At 71.6% G+C, this 14,984-nt stretch carries 13 protein-coding genes and 1 tRNA gene; 6 read left to right on the top strand and 8 right to left on the bottom strand.

Annotated elements, in window-relative coordinates:
- Positions 1-3: 3 nt before the first annotated feature.
- The 6 genes from OG746_RS02070 to OG746_RS02045 form a co-directional block, all read right to left on the bottom strand.
- The gene (locus tag OG746_RS02070) at positions 4-459 is read right to left on the bottom strand and encodes a hypothetical protein (protein WP_266711051.1); all 456 of its coding nucleotides are present in this window, start codon (positions 457-459) and stop codon (positions 4-6) included.
- A 74-nt stretch (positions 460-533) separates the two neighbouring features.
- Entirely contained in the window at positions 534-1,133 is a 600-nt protein-coding gene (gene pth, locus OG746_RS02065) for an aminoacyl-tRNA hydrolase (RefSeq protein ID WP_266711050.1), read from the bottom strand.
- An 88-nt stretch (positions 1,134-1,221) separates the two neighbouring features.
- Positions 1,222-1,818, bottom strand: coding sequence for a 50S ribosomal protein L25/general stress protein Ctc (locus OG746_RS02060; RefSeq protein ID WP_266711049.1), 597 nt, complete (start codon positions 1,816-1,818; stop codon positions 1,222-1,224).
- Between the two features lie 196 nt (positions 1,819-2,014).
- The gene (locus OG746_RS02055) at positions 2,015-2,992 is read right to left on the bottom strand and encodes a ribose-phosphate diphosphokinase (RefSeq protein WP_266711048.1); all 978 of its coding nucleotides are present in this window, start codon (positions 2,990-2,992) and stop codon (positions 2,015-2,017) included.
- Positions 2,993-3,122: 130 nt separating this feature from the next.
- On the bottom strand, positions 3,123-4,583 hold the full coding sequence (glmU, locus tag OG746_RS02050; protein WP_323179536.1) for a bifunctional UDP-N-acetylglucosamine diphosphorylase/glucosamine-1-phosphate N-acetyltransferase GlmU: 1,461 nt from the start codon (positions 4,581-4,583) through the stop codon (positions 3,123-3,125).
- Positions 4,584-4,704: 121 nt separating this feature from the next.
- Positions 4,705-4,776, bottom strand: a tRNA-Gln gene (locus tag OG746_RS02045).
- Between the two features lie 247 nt (positions 4,777-5,023).
- Between OG746_RS02045 and OG746_RS02040 the strand changes: the two genes are divergently transcribed.
- A complete protein-coding gene (locus OG746_RS02040; protein WP_266711047.1) occupies positions 5,024-6,340 on the top strand; it encodes a sensor histidine kinase in 1,317 nt (438 codons plus the stop codon).
- A 361-nt stretch (positions 6,341-6,701) separates the two neighbouring features.
- On the opposite strand, the gene OG746_RS02035 is transcribed toward OG746_RS02040, so the two are convergent.
- Positions 6,702-7,199: an SUKH-3 domain-containing protein gene (locus tag OG746_RS02035; RefSeq protein ID WP_266711046.1), complete on the bottom strand. Its 498-nt coding sequence runs from the start codon at positions 7,197-7,199 to the stop codon at positions 6,702-6,704.
- Positions 7,199-7,762, bottom strand: coding sequence for a YwqJ-related putative deaminase (locus OG746_RS02030; protein ID WP_266711045.1), 564 nt, complete (start codon positions 7,760-7,762; stop codon positions 7,199-7,201). Before OG746_RS02030 ends, OG746_RS02035 begins: the two co-directional genes overlap by 1 nt.
- A 299-nt stretch (positions 7,763-8,061) precedes the next feature.
- Here OG746_RS02030 and OG746_RS02025 point away from each other — a divergent pair, with 299 nt between their 5' ends.
- From OG746_RS02025 to def, 5 genes are all read left to right on the top strand, one after another.
- Positions 8,062-9,054: an HNH endonuclease gene (locus OG746_RS02025; RefSeq protein WP_266711044.1), complete on the top strand. Its 993-nt coding sequence runs from the start codon at positions 8,062-8,064 to the stop codon at positions 9,052-9,054.
- A gap of 7 nt (positions 9,055-9,061) precedes the next feature.
- Positions 9,062-12,001: an SUKH-4 family immunity protein gene (locus OG746_RS02020; protein ID WP_266711043.1), complete on the top strand. Its 2,940-nt coding sequence runs from the start codon at positions 9,062-9,064 to the stop codon at positions 11,999-12,001.
- Between the two features lie 68 nt (positions 12,002-12,069).
- On the top strand, positions 12,070-13,068 hold the full coding sequence (locus OG746_RS02015) for an LCP family protein (RefSeq protein WP_266711042.1): 999 nt from the start codon (positions 12,070-12,072) through the stop codon (positions 13,066-13,068).
- Positions 13,069-13,220: 152 nt separating this feature from the next.
- Positions 13,221-14,123: a cellulose-binding protein gene (locus OG746_RS02010; protein WP_266711041.1), complete on the top strand. Its 903-nt coding sequence runs from the start codon at positions 13,221-13,223 to the stop codon at positions 14,121-14,123.
- 247 nt (positions 14,124-14,370) lie between these two features.
- A complete protein-coding gene (gene def / locus OG746_RS02005) occupies positions 14,371-14,973 on the top strand; it encodes a peptide deformylase (RefSeq protein WP_266711040.1) in 603 nt (200 codons plus the stop codon).
- The last annotated feature ends 11 nt before the right edge of the window (positions 14,974-14,984 follow it).

Genomic DNA, 14,984 nt, shown 5'->3' with positions numbered 1-14,984 from the left:
CGGCTAGAAGCTGACGGCGACGAAGGCCGCCGTCAGCAGCGCGATTCCGGCGCCTCCCGTGATCCACGTGAGGCGCCGGTTGCGTATCCCGCCCGCGAGCACCACCGCCGCGAGCAGCAGCCCGCCGCCGAGCGGCACCCAGGCGTGCAGAAATCCGGCGGTACCCGCGCGCACCGCCGAGGTCGAATCCGGCTTGAGGACGACGGGGAAGCGCGCGCCCTTCTTCTCCCCGATCGAGCGGTCGATCGTCACGCTCGCATGCCGCACGGCGGTGGGGGAGGCCGGCGAGAACGGGCCCGTGCACGTTCCGTCCGCACACCGGGTCACCGTCATCGTGCCGCGCTCACGGCCCGTCGGGAAGATCACGTGCTGCGCCGCACCCCACGAGGCCCAGACACCGGCGATCAGCAACAGCGCGGCGACCACGGCCGCCGCGACTTGACGGGCAACAGGCAACATGGCCGGGATCCTTGGCCATCACCCTGCGTACGGTCAACTCCCGGCGGAATCCCGCCCCGACAAGTCCGTACAGGTCAGGAGTTGTAAGTCGACTGCGCGCGCTCGAGACCCTCGATCACGAGCGCCTCCGCGGCGTCGGCGGCCCGGTCCACGAAGTAGTCGAGCTCCTTGCGCTCCGTCGACGAGAAGTCCTTGAGCACGAAGTCCGCGACCTGCATCCGACCCGGCGGACGGCCGATCCCGAACCGCACCCGGTGATAGTCACTGCCCAGCGACTTCGTGATCGACTTCAGACCGTTGTGCCCGTTGTCGCCGCCGCCCAGCTTCAGGCGCAGCACCCCGTAGTCGATGTCCAGCTCGTCGTGGATCGCCACGATGTGCTCCGTCGGCACCTTGTAGAAGTCGCACAGCGCGGTGACGGGACCACCCGAGACGTTCATGTACGACATCGGCTTCGCGAGGATCACCCGGCGGTTCAGGGGCCCAGGCGGGCCGATCCGCCCCTCGATGACCTGTGCCTGCCCCTTGGTCGCCCGCTTGAACTTGGCGCCCATCCGCTGTGCGAGGAGATCGGCCACCATGAAGCCGACGTTGTGCCGGTTCATCGCGTACTCGGGCCCAGGGTTGCCCAGCCCGGCGATCAGCCAGGGAGCGTTCTCGTCGGACATGCACATTCCTTAGGTGTACGTCGATACGTCGCGATACAGCGATACGGGGTGGTGGGCCGCGCCCACCACCCCGTACAGGTCAGACCCTGAAGGCTCAGGCCTCCGCGGCGGCCTCGTCGCCCTCGGCGTCGGCCGGGGCCTCCTCCGCCTGCGCGGACAGGACCTGGAGCACGACGGCGTCCTCGTCCGTGGACAGCGTGGTGCCCTTGGGCAGCTTGATGTCCTTGGCGTGGATCGAGGCACCGGCCTCGAGGCCCTCGACGGAGACGGTGACCGACTCGGGGATGTGCGTCGCCTCGGTCTCGACCGACAGCGTGTTCAGCACGTGCTCGAGCAGGTTGCCACCCGGGGCCAGCTCGCCCTCGGTGTGGACGGGGAGCTCGACGGTGACCTTCTCGCCGCTCTTCACCTGGAGCAGGTCGACGTGGACCAGGAAGCTCGTGATCGCGTCACGCTGCACGGACTTCGGGATGACCAGCTCGGTGGACTTGCCGCCGTCGACGTCCAGACGGATCAGGACGTTCGGGGTACGCAGGGCCAGCATCAGGGCGTGCGAGTCGAGCGTGATGTGCTTCGGCTCGTCGCCGTGGCCGTAGACGACACCGGGAACCTTCTCGACCTGGCGCAGACGGCGGGAGGCACCCTTGCCGAACTCGGTGCGGGTCTCGACGGAAAGCTTGACCTCGGACATGCTCTTCAACTCCTCGTAGAACTAGGGGAAATAGTCACCCGGCCACGAACGGCCTGCTACGAAGAGCGCGTCGATAACGGACAGCCGACCTTCTGAGAACAGAAGTGCGGCCTCCCTCGCCGAGCAACTTCAGCAGTTTACCCGGCGGGGGAGGCCGCACCCAAATGGATCTTCAGTGAGGAGATCCGCTACGAGATCAGGCCTCGCCCTCGAAGAGGCTGGTCACCGAGCCGTCCTCGAAGACCTCGCGCACCGCGGAGGCGATCGTCGGCGCGATCGAAAGCACCGTGATCTTGTCGAGCTCCAGCTCGCCCGGCGTCGGCAGCGTGTCCGTGAAGACGAACTCGCTCACCTTCGAGTTCTTCAGGCGGTCCGCGGCCGGGCCGGAGAGCACACCGTGCGTCGCCGTCACGATGACGTCCTCCGCACCGTGCGCGAACAGGGCGTCGGCGGCGGCGCAGATCGTGCCACCGGTGTCGATCATGTCGTCGACGAGCACGCAGACGCGGCCCTTCACGTCACCGACGACCTCGTGCACGGTGACCTGGTTGGCGATGTCCTTGTCGCGGCGCTTGTGGACGATCGCCAGCGGGGCGCCGAGGCGGTCGCACCAGCGGTCGGCGACGCGCACGCGGCCGGCGTCGGGGGAGACCACCGTCAGCTTGTTGCGGTCGACCTTCGCGCCCACGTAGTCCGCCAGGATCGGCAGCGCGAACAGGTGGTCCACCGGGCCGTCGAAGAAGCCCTGGATCTGGTCCGTGTGCAGGTCGACCGTCAGAATGCGGTCGGCACCGGCGGTCTTCATCAGGTCCGCGACCAGGCGCGCCGAGATGGGTTCACGTCCACGGTGCTTCTTGTCCTGCCGCGCGTAACCGTAGAACGGCACGATGACAGTGATGGAGCGGGCCGACGCACGCTTCAGCGCGTCGATCATGATCAACTGCTCCATGATCCACTTATTGATCGGAGCCGTGTGGCTCTGGATCAGGAAGCAGTCGGCACCGCGAGCGGACTCCTGGTAGCGGACGTAGATCTCGCCGTTGGCGAAGTCGAACGCCTTGGTCGGGACGATCCCGACACCGAGCTGGTGCGCGACCTCCTCGGCAAGCTCGGGGTGGGCGCGGCCAGAGAAGAGCATCAACTTCTTCTCGCCCTGCGTCTTGATCCCGGTCACAGCACTAGTCTCCTCAGACGAGTTCGTCCGCCGCAGCTGCCCGCGCGTCCCATTAGCAGCGAGCCAGGCGAATCGTGAGCACCTATCACGGTACGCCGTGTCGGGCGCACCTGTTTCCGGTCAGACCACGTCAGTCCGCGGTTTCCGGATTCCTGGAAGCCGCCTCCGCCGCCTTGGCAGCCGAGCTCCCCGGTCGCTTTCGGGCCACCCAACCCTCGATATTCCTTTGCTGGCCCCGCGCCACGGCCAACGAGCCGGCCGGCACATCCTTCGTGATCACGGACCCGGCGGCGGTGTACGCACCGTCCCCGATAGTGACAGGAGCCACAAACATGTTGTCCGAACCGGTCTTGCAGTGGGACCCGACGACGGAGTGATGCTTGCTCTCCCCGTCATAGTTCACGAAGACACTCGCGGCACCGATGTTGGTGTGATCGCCGATCGTCGCGTCACCCACGTACGAAAGATGCGGCACCTTCGTGCCCTCACCGATCGACGAGTTCTTCGCCTCGACGAACGTCCCGATCTTCGACTTCAGACCGAGCCGGGTACCGGGCCGCAGATACGCGAACGGACCGACGGACGCCTCCGGACCCACCTCCGAGCTGTACGCGACCGTGTTGTCGACCCGGGCCCCCGCACCCACGCGGGTGTCCGTGAGACGGGAGTTGGGACCGACCACGGAGCCCTCGGCGAGATGCGAGGCGCCCAGCAGCTGAGTGCCCGGCAGAACGGTGGCGTCCCGCTCGAAGGTCACGGCGACATCTACGAAGGTGCTGGCCGGGTCGACGACCGTCACACCCGCGAGCATCGCCTGCTCAAGGAGCCGGTCATTGAGAGTGCGGCGGGCCTCGGCCAACTGCACCCGGTTGTTGATCCCGGCGATCTCACGGTGATCGCGCGCCACGGACGCACCGACCCGGTGCCCGGCCTCCCGCAGAATCCCGAGCACATCGGTGAGGTACTCCTCACCCTGGGAGTTGTCGGTCCGCACCTGCTTCAGCGCCTCGACGAGCAGCCGCCCGTCGAACGCGAACACACCCGAGTTGATCTCACTGATCGCGCGCTGCGCCTCGGTCGCGTCCTTGTGCTCGACGATCGCGGTGACGGCGCCCGAGACGTTGTCCCGGACGATCCGGCCGTAGCCGGTGGCGTCGGGGACCTCGGCGGTCAGCACGGTCACGGCGTTGCCGTCGGCGGCGTGCGTGGCGGACAGGGCCTGGAGCGTCCCGCCGGTGAGTAGCGGGGTGTCGCCGCAGACCACGACGACGGTGCCGTCGAGGTCCGCGCTCCCGCCGGTCAGCCCTTCGAGCCCCATCCGTACGGCGTGCCCCGTGCCGTTCTGCTCGGCCTGTACGGCGGTGCGGGCCTCGGCGTCGACCGCGCCCACGTGCGCGGCGACCTTCTCCCGCTCGTGGCCGACGACCACGACGAGCTGCTGGGGGTTCAACTCACGGGAGGCGGCGAGGACATGGCCGACCAGTGAGCGGCCGCAGAGTTCGTGCAGGACTTTAGGGGTGGCCGACTTCATACGGGTGCCCTCACCCGCTGCGAGTACGACGACGGCTGCCGGGGTGTTGGCGCTGCTCACGGGTGGGCCCTTCGGCGTCGGATGCGTTGTGGGGTGGACATCCGCAGGATACCGGGGCGTTTTGGGCCGGGCATGGGGGCGGGGCCCGACCGTTTCGATCGGGCCCCGCAACCGCCTAGAGCTCCCCCGCCAGGACTTGAACCCGGACAGATGGCACCAAAAGCCACAGTGCTGCCAATTACACCACGGGGGAATGCTTCTACCTAAACCGGACATTACGTCAGGCTGTCGGTCGGGCTCCCAACACTATGCCGTACCAAGAGCCTTCGATGCGACGGTACATGTCGGCTGCTCGCGGGACGCGGATGGCCGGGCGGCCGTGCCAAGTCGGCGTTCATACGCGCGCGCTGCTCCTCCGGTGCGGGCAGGAGCGGGGTGGTGGAGACCACTGCGTAAAACTCGCCGGAAATCGGGCACCCGGCGCCCGTAGTCTGGAGGGCATGACCACAGCGGGGGAAGTTCACCGAGCCGCGGCCGGGGGGCCGTGGTGGTGGGCGCGGCGCAGGGCTGCCGCGCTGGATGTGGTGCTGGCGGTGGCGTCCGCGGTGGAGTGTGCCGTGGAAGGGGTGCCGTTCGCGCACAAGGCCGGGCTGCCGGTCTGGGTGGGGATCCTTTTCGGGGTGCTGACCGGCTCGACGCTCGTGCTGCGGCGGCAGTGGCCGATCGCCGTCGTGCTGATCTCGGTGGCGGTGACCCCGGCGCAGATGGGCGTGATGCTGACGGTCGTCGGGCTGTACTCGCTTGCGGCGTCGGAGGTGCCGCGGCGGATCATCGGGGCGCTCGCGGGCATGTCGTTCCTGGGCACGTTGATCGTGTCGGTGGTGCGGGTGCAGCAGGACTCCGCGGCGCACGCGGACACGTTCCAGGTGGCCAACTGGGTCGTGCCGTTCCTCGCGATCACCACGGCGCTCGGGGTGACGGCTCCGCCGTTGCTGCTCGGGCTCTACGTGGGTGCGCGGCGCCGGCTGATGGATTCGCTGCAGGAGCGCAACGAGTCGCTGGAGCGGGAGTTGGGGCTGCTCGCCGAGCGGGCCGAGGAGCGTGCCGAGTGGGCGCGGGGCGAGGAGCGGACCCGGATCGCGCGGGAGATGCACGACGTGGTGGCGCACCGGGTGTCGTTGATGGTGGTGCACGCGGCGGCGTTGCAGGCGGTCGCGCGGAAGGACCCCGAGAAGGCCGTGAAGAACGCGGCGCTGGTCGGGGACATGGGGCGGCAGGCGCTCACCGAGCTGCGGGAGATGTTGGGGGTGCTGCGGGCCGGGGAGCCGGTGCCGCGGCGGGCGGACCGGATGCCGTTGGAGGCGGTGGGGGTGGCCGCCGCGGCGGCGGCCTCCCGGGCCGAGGCGGAGGTGGAGGCCGGGCCGTGGCTCGCCGAGCTGGAGGATCTGGTCGGGCAGTCGCGGGAGGCCGGGATGGTCGTCGAGGTGTCCGTGGAGGGGGAGTCGCGGGGGTACGCGGCGGCGGTGGAGCAGACGGCCTACCGGGTCGTCCAGGAGGCGCTGACGAACGTGCACAAGCACGCGGCGGGCGCGAAGACGTACGTCCGGCTCGCGCATCGGGGCGCGGAAGTGGCGATGCAGGTGGAGAACGAGCCGCCACCGGAGCCGGGCGCTGCCGCGTCGGCGGGGCTGCCGTCCGGAGGAAACGGTTTGGTGGGCATGAAGGAACGTGTCGCCGGGCTCGGCGGCGTGTTCGTGTCGGGCCCGACGGACGCGGGCGGCTTCCGGGTATCGGCGGTGCTGCCGGCGGTGTTGTAGGGGGCGGAGTCGGGGCTGGCCCCACGCCCGCGTTGCGCGGTACCGGTCGCCACCCGGGGTGCCGGGCCCCTCTGGGTCGAACCCCGCTGGGCCGGAGCCCCCGGAGGGGGCGGGCGGGTGGGAGATGGGCGGGGTGCGGCTACAGGCGTGCGTGCCACGTTGCCCGGCGGACCGTTGGTGCCCAAGGGCGCGTCGCCGCCCGAGAGCGTCCCGCTGCGGGCGGCCAGGCCCGGTTACCTAGGCGGAGGTTGGCGGGCAGGTCCGGTTACCCCGGAGGAGGTCGGCGGCCAGGCCCGGTTACCCCTGCGGAGGTAGGCAACCCGGCCCGGTTACCCCGCACGGGGTCGGCAACCCGGCCCGGTCACCCCGGAGGGGACAGGCGTGGAGGCTGGAGGCCCGTGATCAGGGTCGAGAGGGCCTCGTCTATGTCGGGGCCCAGGTACCAGTCGCCGCTGTGGTCGAGGGCGAAGATGCGGCCCTCCGTGTCGATCGCCAGCAACGCCTCCGTGCCCGACTCCGCCCCCAGCGGCGCGAGTTCCGTGTCGAGGGCGCGGCCGAGGTCGCCGAGGGTGCGGGCCGCGTGGAGGCCGTGGAGGGGGTCCAGGTGCGGCTGGGCGGGGGCGATGTGCCGGCCGGGGCCCGTGGGTGTGAGGTGGAGGCCGCCGAATTCCGCCCAGGCCTCGACCGCCGCGGGGAAGACCGAGTGGCGGTGGCCGGCGGGGGAGACGTGCGTACGTAGCGCGTCCGCCCAGAACTCCGCCTGCTTGATGTCCCAGCGGCCCGGCTGCCATCCGGCGACCCGCAATGTGGCGTCGACCAGGTCGGAGAAGCGGGCGTCCTGGGAGGTGGGGTGGGGCATCAGTGCGCGGCCTCGTTGTCGTCGTGCGGGGTGTTGTCCGTTTCGGGGGCCACTACGTGGACGCCGAAGTGGGCCGTCAGCGCCGTACAGGCGCGGCAGGGTCGGGCGAAGCCGCCGTGCAGCGGGTCCCCGTCCTCGCGGATGCGCCGGGTGGTGAGCTTGGACTGCTTGAGGGCCTTGCGGGCCTCTCCGACGGTCATGGGCCGGCGGCGGGCCCGCTTCGACTTCTCCGCGCGCTCGGTGTCGCTCGCCGTGAGGTGCCGGGAGACGAGGATGGCCTCGGCGCAGCGCCCCGTGAAGCGGTCGCGCTGCGCGCTGGTCAACGTATCCAGGAAGTCCTGGACCAACGGGTGCAGGGACGGGGCCTTTTCGCCGCGGGCCGCCGTCGCGGTGAGGGTGGTGCCGCGCACGGAGAGGGCGGCGGCGACGGTGGGGAGTATGCCGTCCCGGCGCACGCCAAGGGTGGGTACGGCGCCGGCGTCGGTGGCGCTCCAGCCGACGCGCGGGTCGTCGCCGGGCTGCTCGTCCGCGGGTGCAGTTTCCTCTGCGGTACCGCTGCGCATCTGTTGTTTCCCCTCCTGCAGTTCCCCACTGCAATCCCCCTGGTTGCCTGCACAGACTGCCAAACGGGCCCGCGGGTGCGGAAGCCGGACCCCGATCTCGGCCCTGTCACGCCCGATCGTCACGTGGTGGTGATGCTCAGGTGACTGCTGGTCATGGAACCGGAGGCCCGGTGACCGGTGTCGCACAACCGCATAGGCTGTCGTTTGATTCGTACGGATCAGGAGCAGGTCCGGAACAGACCCGGGACAGCACCGGGACAGATCCGCAACCGTCACCAGCGCCGCAGGGGGCAACAGCCATGACGACAGGTCGGCTCGGGCAGCAGGCCGCGCCGCCGAACGCGGCTTATGCCGGGCAGGTCGTGCACTTCCCGGACCCGGTCCGCGCTGCCCGTCATCCGCGCGGAGTTCGCGTGGATGATGACGGTTTCCCGGATTTCTCCCCGTATGCCCGTGCCGTTGCGGAGATCGCGGATCCGCCGCAGGGCTTCGGTGTCGACGAGTTGCGGCTGACGGACTACGTGTCGGCGAACGCGGCGCTCGCCGCGTCCGGGCACGAACTGTGGGACATGATCCCGCCGGTGGCGACGCCGCACGGCTGGACGTGGCACCACGCGCGCGGCTCGCGGCGCCTCGAACTGGTTCCGGTCGAGGTGAAGGCGCTCCTTCGACACCACGGTGGTCTGGCGACGGCGCCGGTGGACCAGCACAAGCGTGGCACGCGGCCGTTGCAGGACACGCGGCCCGTGCACTTCGGTCTCCCGAAGTCCGGGGTCGCGGTGTCGGAGAGCCAAGTGCTCTCCGCGGAAGAGGACTTGGGGTTGCGGCTGCCGGGGGCGTACCGCTCGTTCCTGAAGGCGGGCGGCGGTTGTGCGCCCGTCGGGACGGGCCTGGACGCCGAGTTGGGCCTCCTGGTCGACCAGCCGTTCTTCACGGTGCGCGACGAGGCGGCCGTGAACGACCTGGTGTATGTCAACAAGTGTCTGCGCGATCACCTGACGAAGGACTATCTGGGTGTCGCGTTCGTGCAGGGCGGGTTGCTCGCCGTGCAGGTGCGGGGCGACGCGGTCGGCTCCGTGTGGTTCTGCGCGTACGACGACGCGCGGGACAGCGGCGAGACGGCGGTGCTGCCGGTGGCCGAGCGGGTGGAGCGGCTGCTGCTGCCCTGCGGTGCGGACTTCGACGGTTTTCTGTCCCGACTCGCGGGCAGTCCGCCGGAGTTGGAGACGGTGGCGAATCTGATGGTGGACGGCGGCTTCGCGCGTGCCGTTCCGGTCGCCGGTGGGGAGTGAGCTTGCGATGGTGACGTTCGCGCAGGCGCAGGAGCGCGCCGAGGAATGGATCAACGGGGAGATGCCCGCGTATCAGCACCGAGAGGTGCGGGTGCGGGAGTTCGAGCTGGGCTTCGTCGTGTGGGCGGAGGACCGGGAGGCCGGTCCGGTGTCCGACGGCGGGCGCCAGCGCCTGGTGATCGCGCGGGACAGTGGGGACGCCTCGCTGTGGCCCTCGCTGCCGGTGGGTGAGGTGATCCGGCGGTACGAGGAGGAGTACGGGCTGCCGGACGCGCCGGCCGAGCCGTCGGCTCCGCGGTCGCCGGAGCGGGTGGACCTGAACCAGACGTCGTTCCTGCTGACTCCTCCGGAGTGGTTGCAGGAGGAGGCGGACCGGCGTTCGGACGCGCCGGCCGAGCCGGTGGCTTCGGCTGCGCCGGGCCTGGCGAAGGCCGCGGCTTCGGCTCCGGCCGACGCGACGCCCGCGGATGCGGTTCCTGCGCGGGTCGACGCCGAGCCGCAGGACGCCGTGCCCCCGGTCCCGGTCCCGGCCGATGCGACGCCGTGGGCCGGTACGGACACGAACGGGATGGGCGACGAGGAGGACCGTTCGGTTCCGCTGCCCGACACGGTGTTCTCGCCGCCGCTCGCCGAGGACGCGCCGCCGCCCGGTGTCACGCCGGACGCGCAGACGGCCCGCATCGTGGGCCCCATCCCGCCGCCCCCTCCGCCGCCTCCGTCGGACGTCCCTGTGACGTACGCCAACCAGCAGGCCGCGCCCGACGCGGGTGCGCACCCCCCGTCGGCTCCCTCGTACGGCTTCCCGCCGGCTGCGTCCGACACGGGCTCCCAGCCTCCGTCGGCTCCGCCTGCTCCGGCTCCCTCGTACGGCTTCCCGCCGGCCGCGTCCGACACGGGCTCCCAGCCTCTGTCGGCTCCGCCCGCTTCTTCGTACGGTTTCCCGCCGGCTGCGTCCGACGCGGGTGCGCAGCCCCCCTCGGCTCCGCCTGCTCCGGCCCCTTCGTACGGTTTCCCGCCGGCGGCGTCTGACACGGGCTCCCAGCCTCCGTCGGCTCCGCCTGCTCCGGCTCCCTCGTACGGTTTCCCGCAGGCCGCGCCTGATGCGGGCTCCCAGCCTCCGTCGGCGCCGCCTGCCCCCACGGCCTCGTACGGCTTCCCGCAGGGTGCGCCCGACGCGGGTGGGCAGCCTCCGTCGGTGCCGCCCGTAGCTCCCGCTTCCGCCGAGCGGGCCGATTCCTATGGCTATCCGCAGGGCGCGGCCGGGGCCTCGTTCCCGCCGCCCGCTCCGGGGACCGCGGTTCCCGGGCCGCCGCCTCCGGGGGCTTCGTACGGTTACCCGCAGGACGGTCCCGGGGCCCGCGACGCCGGCGGTCGGCCGCTGCCGCCCGGTGCCGGTGACATCGCGAACGCCGCGACCAGCAAGGCCGAGCCCCCGCGGGGTGGCGGCGCGCAGACTCCGCCGCCGCCGGGACCGCCCGGTGCCCCGGCGGGTGGCTACGTCCCTACGCAGATGATGCCGCCGCCCGGCCCGGACGGGCCGCCGCAGACGCCCGGAGAGCCCGGCCCGCCCCCGCCTCCCGGTGCTCCCGGTGCTCCCGGCGAGGGCGTGCATCATGCCGCGACGATGCTCTCGGGTCCGCCTCCCGGCGGCCCCGTGGGGCAGGCCCCGCCTCCGCCTCCCGGAGCCCCTGGTGCTCCCGGCGAGGGCGTGCACCACGCCGCGACGATGCTCTCGGGCCCCGGCCCGCAGGGCCCCGACCCGTCGACTCCGCCCCCGCCCCCCGGCGCTCCCGGTGCTCCCGGCGAGGGCGTGCACCACGCCGCCACGATGCTCTCGGGCCCCGCCCCGCAGGGCCCCGGCCCCGGCCCCATGCCCCCGCCCGCTCCCGGTCAGCAGATTCCGGGCGCGCCCCCGGCGGCGTACGGGTATCCGCAGCCGCAGCAGCGTCAGCAGCCCGCCCAGCCGGCGGGGCAGCCGACCGTGGGGCCCGGCTATCAGGCCGTGCTGCGGTACCGCGCGCCCGACGGGTCCGAGCAGCAGCTCATCCGGCGGTCCGCGCCGGGGACGCCGCACCCGGAGTGGCAGATCTTCCACGAGCTGCGCGGCATGAGCGTGCCGCCGGACCAGGTTCTCGAACTCCACACGGAGCTCGAGTCCTGCTCGCTGCCCGGCGCGTACTGCTCGCGCATGATCCAGGAGCAGTGGCCGCAGGCGCGGATCACGTCGATCGCGCCGTACGGCACCGATCACGCGAGCCGTCAACAGGGCATGCAGCAGCTCCTCGCGCACCAGGGCGAGCTGCACCAGGTCGCCGACGGCCCGGCGCGCCCGGCCCCGGTGCGCGCCCCGCTGCAGCCCGCGCACCCCGCGCCCCCGGTCCCGCCGGAGGCGATCGCGCAGGAGCTGGCGGCGGCGTTCGGCCCCGGTGTGTTCCGGTTCGACCAGCGGGCCGTGTCGCGGCAGGGCGTCCCTGACACCGTGGCGCACACGCTCGTCGTCGCGGGTCTTCCGTCCGACTTCGGGCCGTTCTTCTGGGCGCAGGCCCAGCCGGGCCGCCCCGTGCCGACGCTCGCCGAGCTGGCGCAGGAGCGTGGCGTGCAGGCGGCGTCGGACGCGGGCTCGTACCTCGTGATGGGCAGCGACTTCGGCAAGGCGCTGTGCGTGCAGTACGGGACGGCGAACATCGTGGCCGTGCCGGTGGAGGCGGGGCCCGACGGCGCCCCGGCCCCGCCGCAGTTCGTGAACAGCGGGCTGCCGGAGTTCGCCCGCTCCATCGCCCTGCTGGGCCGGATGTGGCGGCTGCGCTTCGGGCTCAACCAGGAGCAGGCGGGCCGCTGGACCGTCGACTTCCAGGCGGAGCTGAGCGCGATCGACTCCGCGGCGCTCGGCTCGCCCGAGACCTGGTGGTCGGTGCTGCTGGAGCAGATGTGGGACGGGCTGCTGTAGGCGGCCGCGTACGGCGGTGACGGGGCGCTCGACCTGCGCGACGGGCCGGGCGCCCCGATCATGCGCACATGGCAGCTGAGTGGAGTGAGCCGACGACGGTGCGGGCGACGCGGCCGCGGCGGCGCTGGCCCCGGCGGGTCGGACTGACCCTGCTCGTCGTCCTCGTGGTGCTCGCCGCGTACGGCATCGGCCTGTATTTCTGGGCGGGTTCGCGGCTGCAGACCACGGACGCGTTCAGCGACTACGACGGCCGTCCGGCCGCGGGCGCGGGCACGAACTGGCTGCTGGTCGGTTCGGACTCGCGGGAGAACCTGACGCCCGAACAGCGCAAGGACCTGCACGTCGGCAACGACGAGGGCAATCGCACCGACACGATCATGGTGCTGCACTACGGGGACAACGGCCCGTATCTCGTCTCGATCCCGCGCGACTCGTACGTCTCGATCCCGGGGTACGGCAAGAACAAGATCAACTACGCGTACTCGGTGGGCGGCGCGAAGCTGCTCACGCAGACCGTGGAGCAGTCGACGGGGCTGCGCATGGACCACTACGCGGAGGTCAGCTTCCTGGGTCTCGTCGATGTCGTCGACTCGCTCGGCGGGGTCGAGATCTGTGTGGCCGACGGCGGCCTGCACGACGAGAAGTCGGGCGCCGACTTCGACGCGGGCTGCCAGACGATGAACGGCACGCAGGCCCTGCAGTACGCGCGTGCCCGCTACTCCGACCCGACCGGCGACCTGGGCCGGGTCAAGCGGCAGCAAGACCTGGTGGACGCGATCGCCCACAAGGCGCTCAGCCTGCGGGTGCTGGTTCCGCCGTGGAGGCTGATCCCGTTCATGAGCGCCTCGCTCGACGCGCTGACCGTCGACAAGGACACCGGGGTCGGCGCGCTGGCGAACATGGGCGTGAAGATGTCCGATCCGGCCTCGACGACGACCGTTCCTGTGGGCAGTGAGCCCGATGTTTCGGGGGTCGGGGACGTGGTGATGTGGAACGAGAGCGAGGCCGATCAGCTCTTCACCGCACTGCGCGAGGACAAGGCGATTCCGACTTTCGACGGCAATTGACGCATCCTGGACCGAGTGGGTCGACCTGGGCGTCACGTGTGTCGGAATGTGGCCGCCTCGGGTTGTTCCATCAAGATATGCGCCAATCGCGCAAAATGTCGTAGATCGGGCTTGCCGGTGCCGGTCGGTGCCTTGCCGGAGAGGGGATCCAGATGAGCGGTGCGGGTGGAGCGGAGTCGTCGCAGTACGGCTTCGTCGGCGTACGGGGTCGGGGGTATCGGCCCGAGCAGGTGGAGGCCGCCGCCGCCAAGCTCTCCGGGGAGCGGGACGAGGCCTGGGAGCGGGCCGCGCGCCTGACCGTCCTCGCCAAGGAGATGGAGGAGGAGGCCGAGCGGCTGCGTGAGGCCGTCGCGAACCTCGCCCCGCAGACGTACGAGACGCTCGGCAAGCGGGCCCAGTACCTCCTGGAGCTGGCCGAGGAGGAGGACACCGCCGTGCGTGGCGCCGCGCTGGCCGACGCGCAGGCCGAGGCCGATGCCGCACGCGCGGCGGCGGACGAGGCGCGTGACGACGCGCAGGCGCACTCCGACGAGGTGCGCGGCAAGGCGGAGGAGTACGCGCAGCGGCGTATCGCGGCCGGGCAGGCCGAGGCCGACGACATCCGGGTGTCCGCGCGGCGCGACGTGAAGGAGATGCGGGGCGAGGCGCTCGCGGCGCTGCGCGAGATGCGTGAGCGCACGGACGCGAACCTCGCCGACCAGGCCAAGGAGCACGCCGAGCGGATCGAGGAGGCGGACCGGGAGGCGGCCGAGCAGGTGGCCGCGTCCGAGGCGTGGGAGGCGGGCGCCGTCGCCGAGGCCGAGGAACGCCTTTCGGAGGCGAAGCGGGTGCTCGGTGAGACCGAGGAGGAGGCGCGGCACGGCCAGGAGGACGCGGAGGCCGCGGCGGCGGAGCTGCTCGCGCAAGCGCGTGCGCGTGCGGAGCGGATCGAGCGGGAGACGGAGTCGATCCTCGAGGGCCACGAGGGGGAGCGCGAGGAGATGCGGTCCCACATGGAACACGTCCGCGCCTCGCTGGCCACGCTTACGGGCAAGGCGTCCGCCGAGGCGGAGTGACACCCACCCGTCCCCACGCCACGGGGCTCTGCCCCGGACCCCGCTGCTCAATCGCCGCAGGGGCTTGAATGCTCCAGCCCCGCCGGCGATTGAGGCGACCCGGCCCGGCGGCGATTGGCATTTCCAGCCCCGCCGGCGTTTGAGGCGCGGGGGCCGGGGCGGAGCCCCGTGACGTGGGGGCGGACGAGTGCACCGTTAAGGTTGGGCGGTCGTCAAGTGGTGCGCGGATGCGAAAGGTTGAGTCGACATGGGTGATGGCCAGCTGCCACCGGAGGTGGAGCGCGGGGCGGTCCGGCGCATCACGATCGTGGGCGAGGACGTACTGCGCCGCCGCTGCGAACCCGTCACCGACACCCTCTTCGGCACGCCCGAACTCGACCGCCTGATCGACGACATGTTCGCCACGAACCACGTCGCGCACGGCGCGGCCATCGCCGCCAACCAGGTCGACGTGGACCTCCAGCTCTTCGTCTACGACATGGAGGACGACTGGGGTGTCCGGCACACCGACCACATCTGCAACCCCGTGCTCGACGAGCAGCCGCCGGCGGAGCGCAGGCTCGTCGACGACATGGAGGGCTGCCTCTCCGTGCCGGGCCCCTACAAGGCGGTGGCGCGCGCCGACCACGCCGTCGTGCGCGGCCAGGACAAGGACGGCAACCCGATCGTCGTCGAGGGCCGCGGCTACTTCGCCCGCTGCCTCCAGCACGAGACGGACCACCTGTACGGCCGCCTCTACATCGACCGCCTCGCCAAGCGCGAACGCCGGGACGCGCTGCGGGAGATGGAGGAGCTGAAGGACGGCGTACTCACGCGCCGTGCCGAGTTGGCGGAGCGGCTCGGGAAGTAGCGCCCGGGGGC

Origin of the sequence: Streptomyces sp. NBC_01016 (assembly GCF_026341035.1) — a bacterium.
GTDB lineage: Bacteria > Actinomycetota > Actinomycetes > Streptomycetales > Streptomycetaceae > Streptomyces.
The sequence above is the reverse complement of the archived record's forward strand: the minus strand, read 5'-3'. Positions and strand labels throughout refer to the sequence as shown.

Coding starts and splice junctions, on each gene's coding strand:
- OG746_RS02070 (WP_266711051.1), bottom strand. CDS start 459: ATGTTGCCTGTTGCCCGTCAAGTCGCGGCGGCCGTGGTCGCCGCGCTG.
- pth (WP_266711050.1), bottom strand. CDS start 1,133: ATGTGCATGTCCGACGAGAACGCTCCCTGGCTGATCGCCGGGCTGGGC.
- OG746_RS02060 (WP_266711049.1), bottom strand. CDS start 1,818: ATGTCCGAGGTCAAGCTTTCCGTCGAGACCCGCACCGAGTTCGGCAAG.
- OG746_RS02040 (WP_266711047.1), top strand. CDS start 5,024: ATGACCACAGCGGGGGAAGTTCACCGAGCCGCGGCCGGGGGGCCGTGG.
- OG746_RS02035 (WP_266711046.1), bottom strand. CDS start 7,199: ATGCCCCACCCCACCTCCCAGGACGCCCGCTTCTCCGACCTGGTCGAC.
- OG746_RS02030 (WP_266711045.1), bottom strand. CDS start 7,762: ATGCGCAGCGGTACCGCAGAGGAAACTGCACCCGCGGACGAGCAGCCC.
- OG746_RS02025 (WP_266711044.1), top strand. CDS start 8,062: ATGACGACAGGTCGGCTCGGGCAGCAGGCCGCGCCGCCGAACGCGGCT.
- OG746_RS02020 (WP_266711043.1), top strand. CDS start 9,062: ATGGTGACGTTCGCGCAGGCGCAGGAGCGCGCCGAGGAATGGATCAAC.
- OG746_RS02015 (WP_266711042.1), top strand. CDS start 12,070: ATGGCAGCTGAGTGGAGTGAGCCGACGACGGTGCGGGCGACGCGGCCG.
- OG746_RS02010 (WP_266711041.1), top strand. CDS start 13,221: ATGAGCGGTGCGGGTGGAGCGGAGTCGTCGCAGTACGGCTTCGTCGGC.
- def (WP_266711040.1), top strand. CDS start 14,371: ATGGGTGATGGCCAGCTGCCACCGGAGGTGGAGCGCGGGGCGGTCCGG.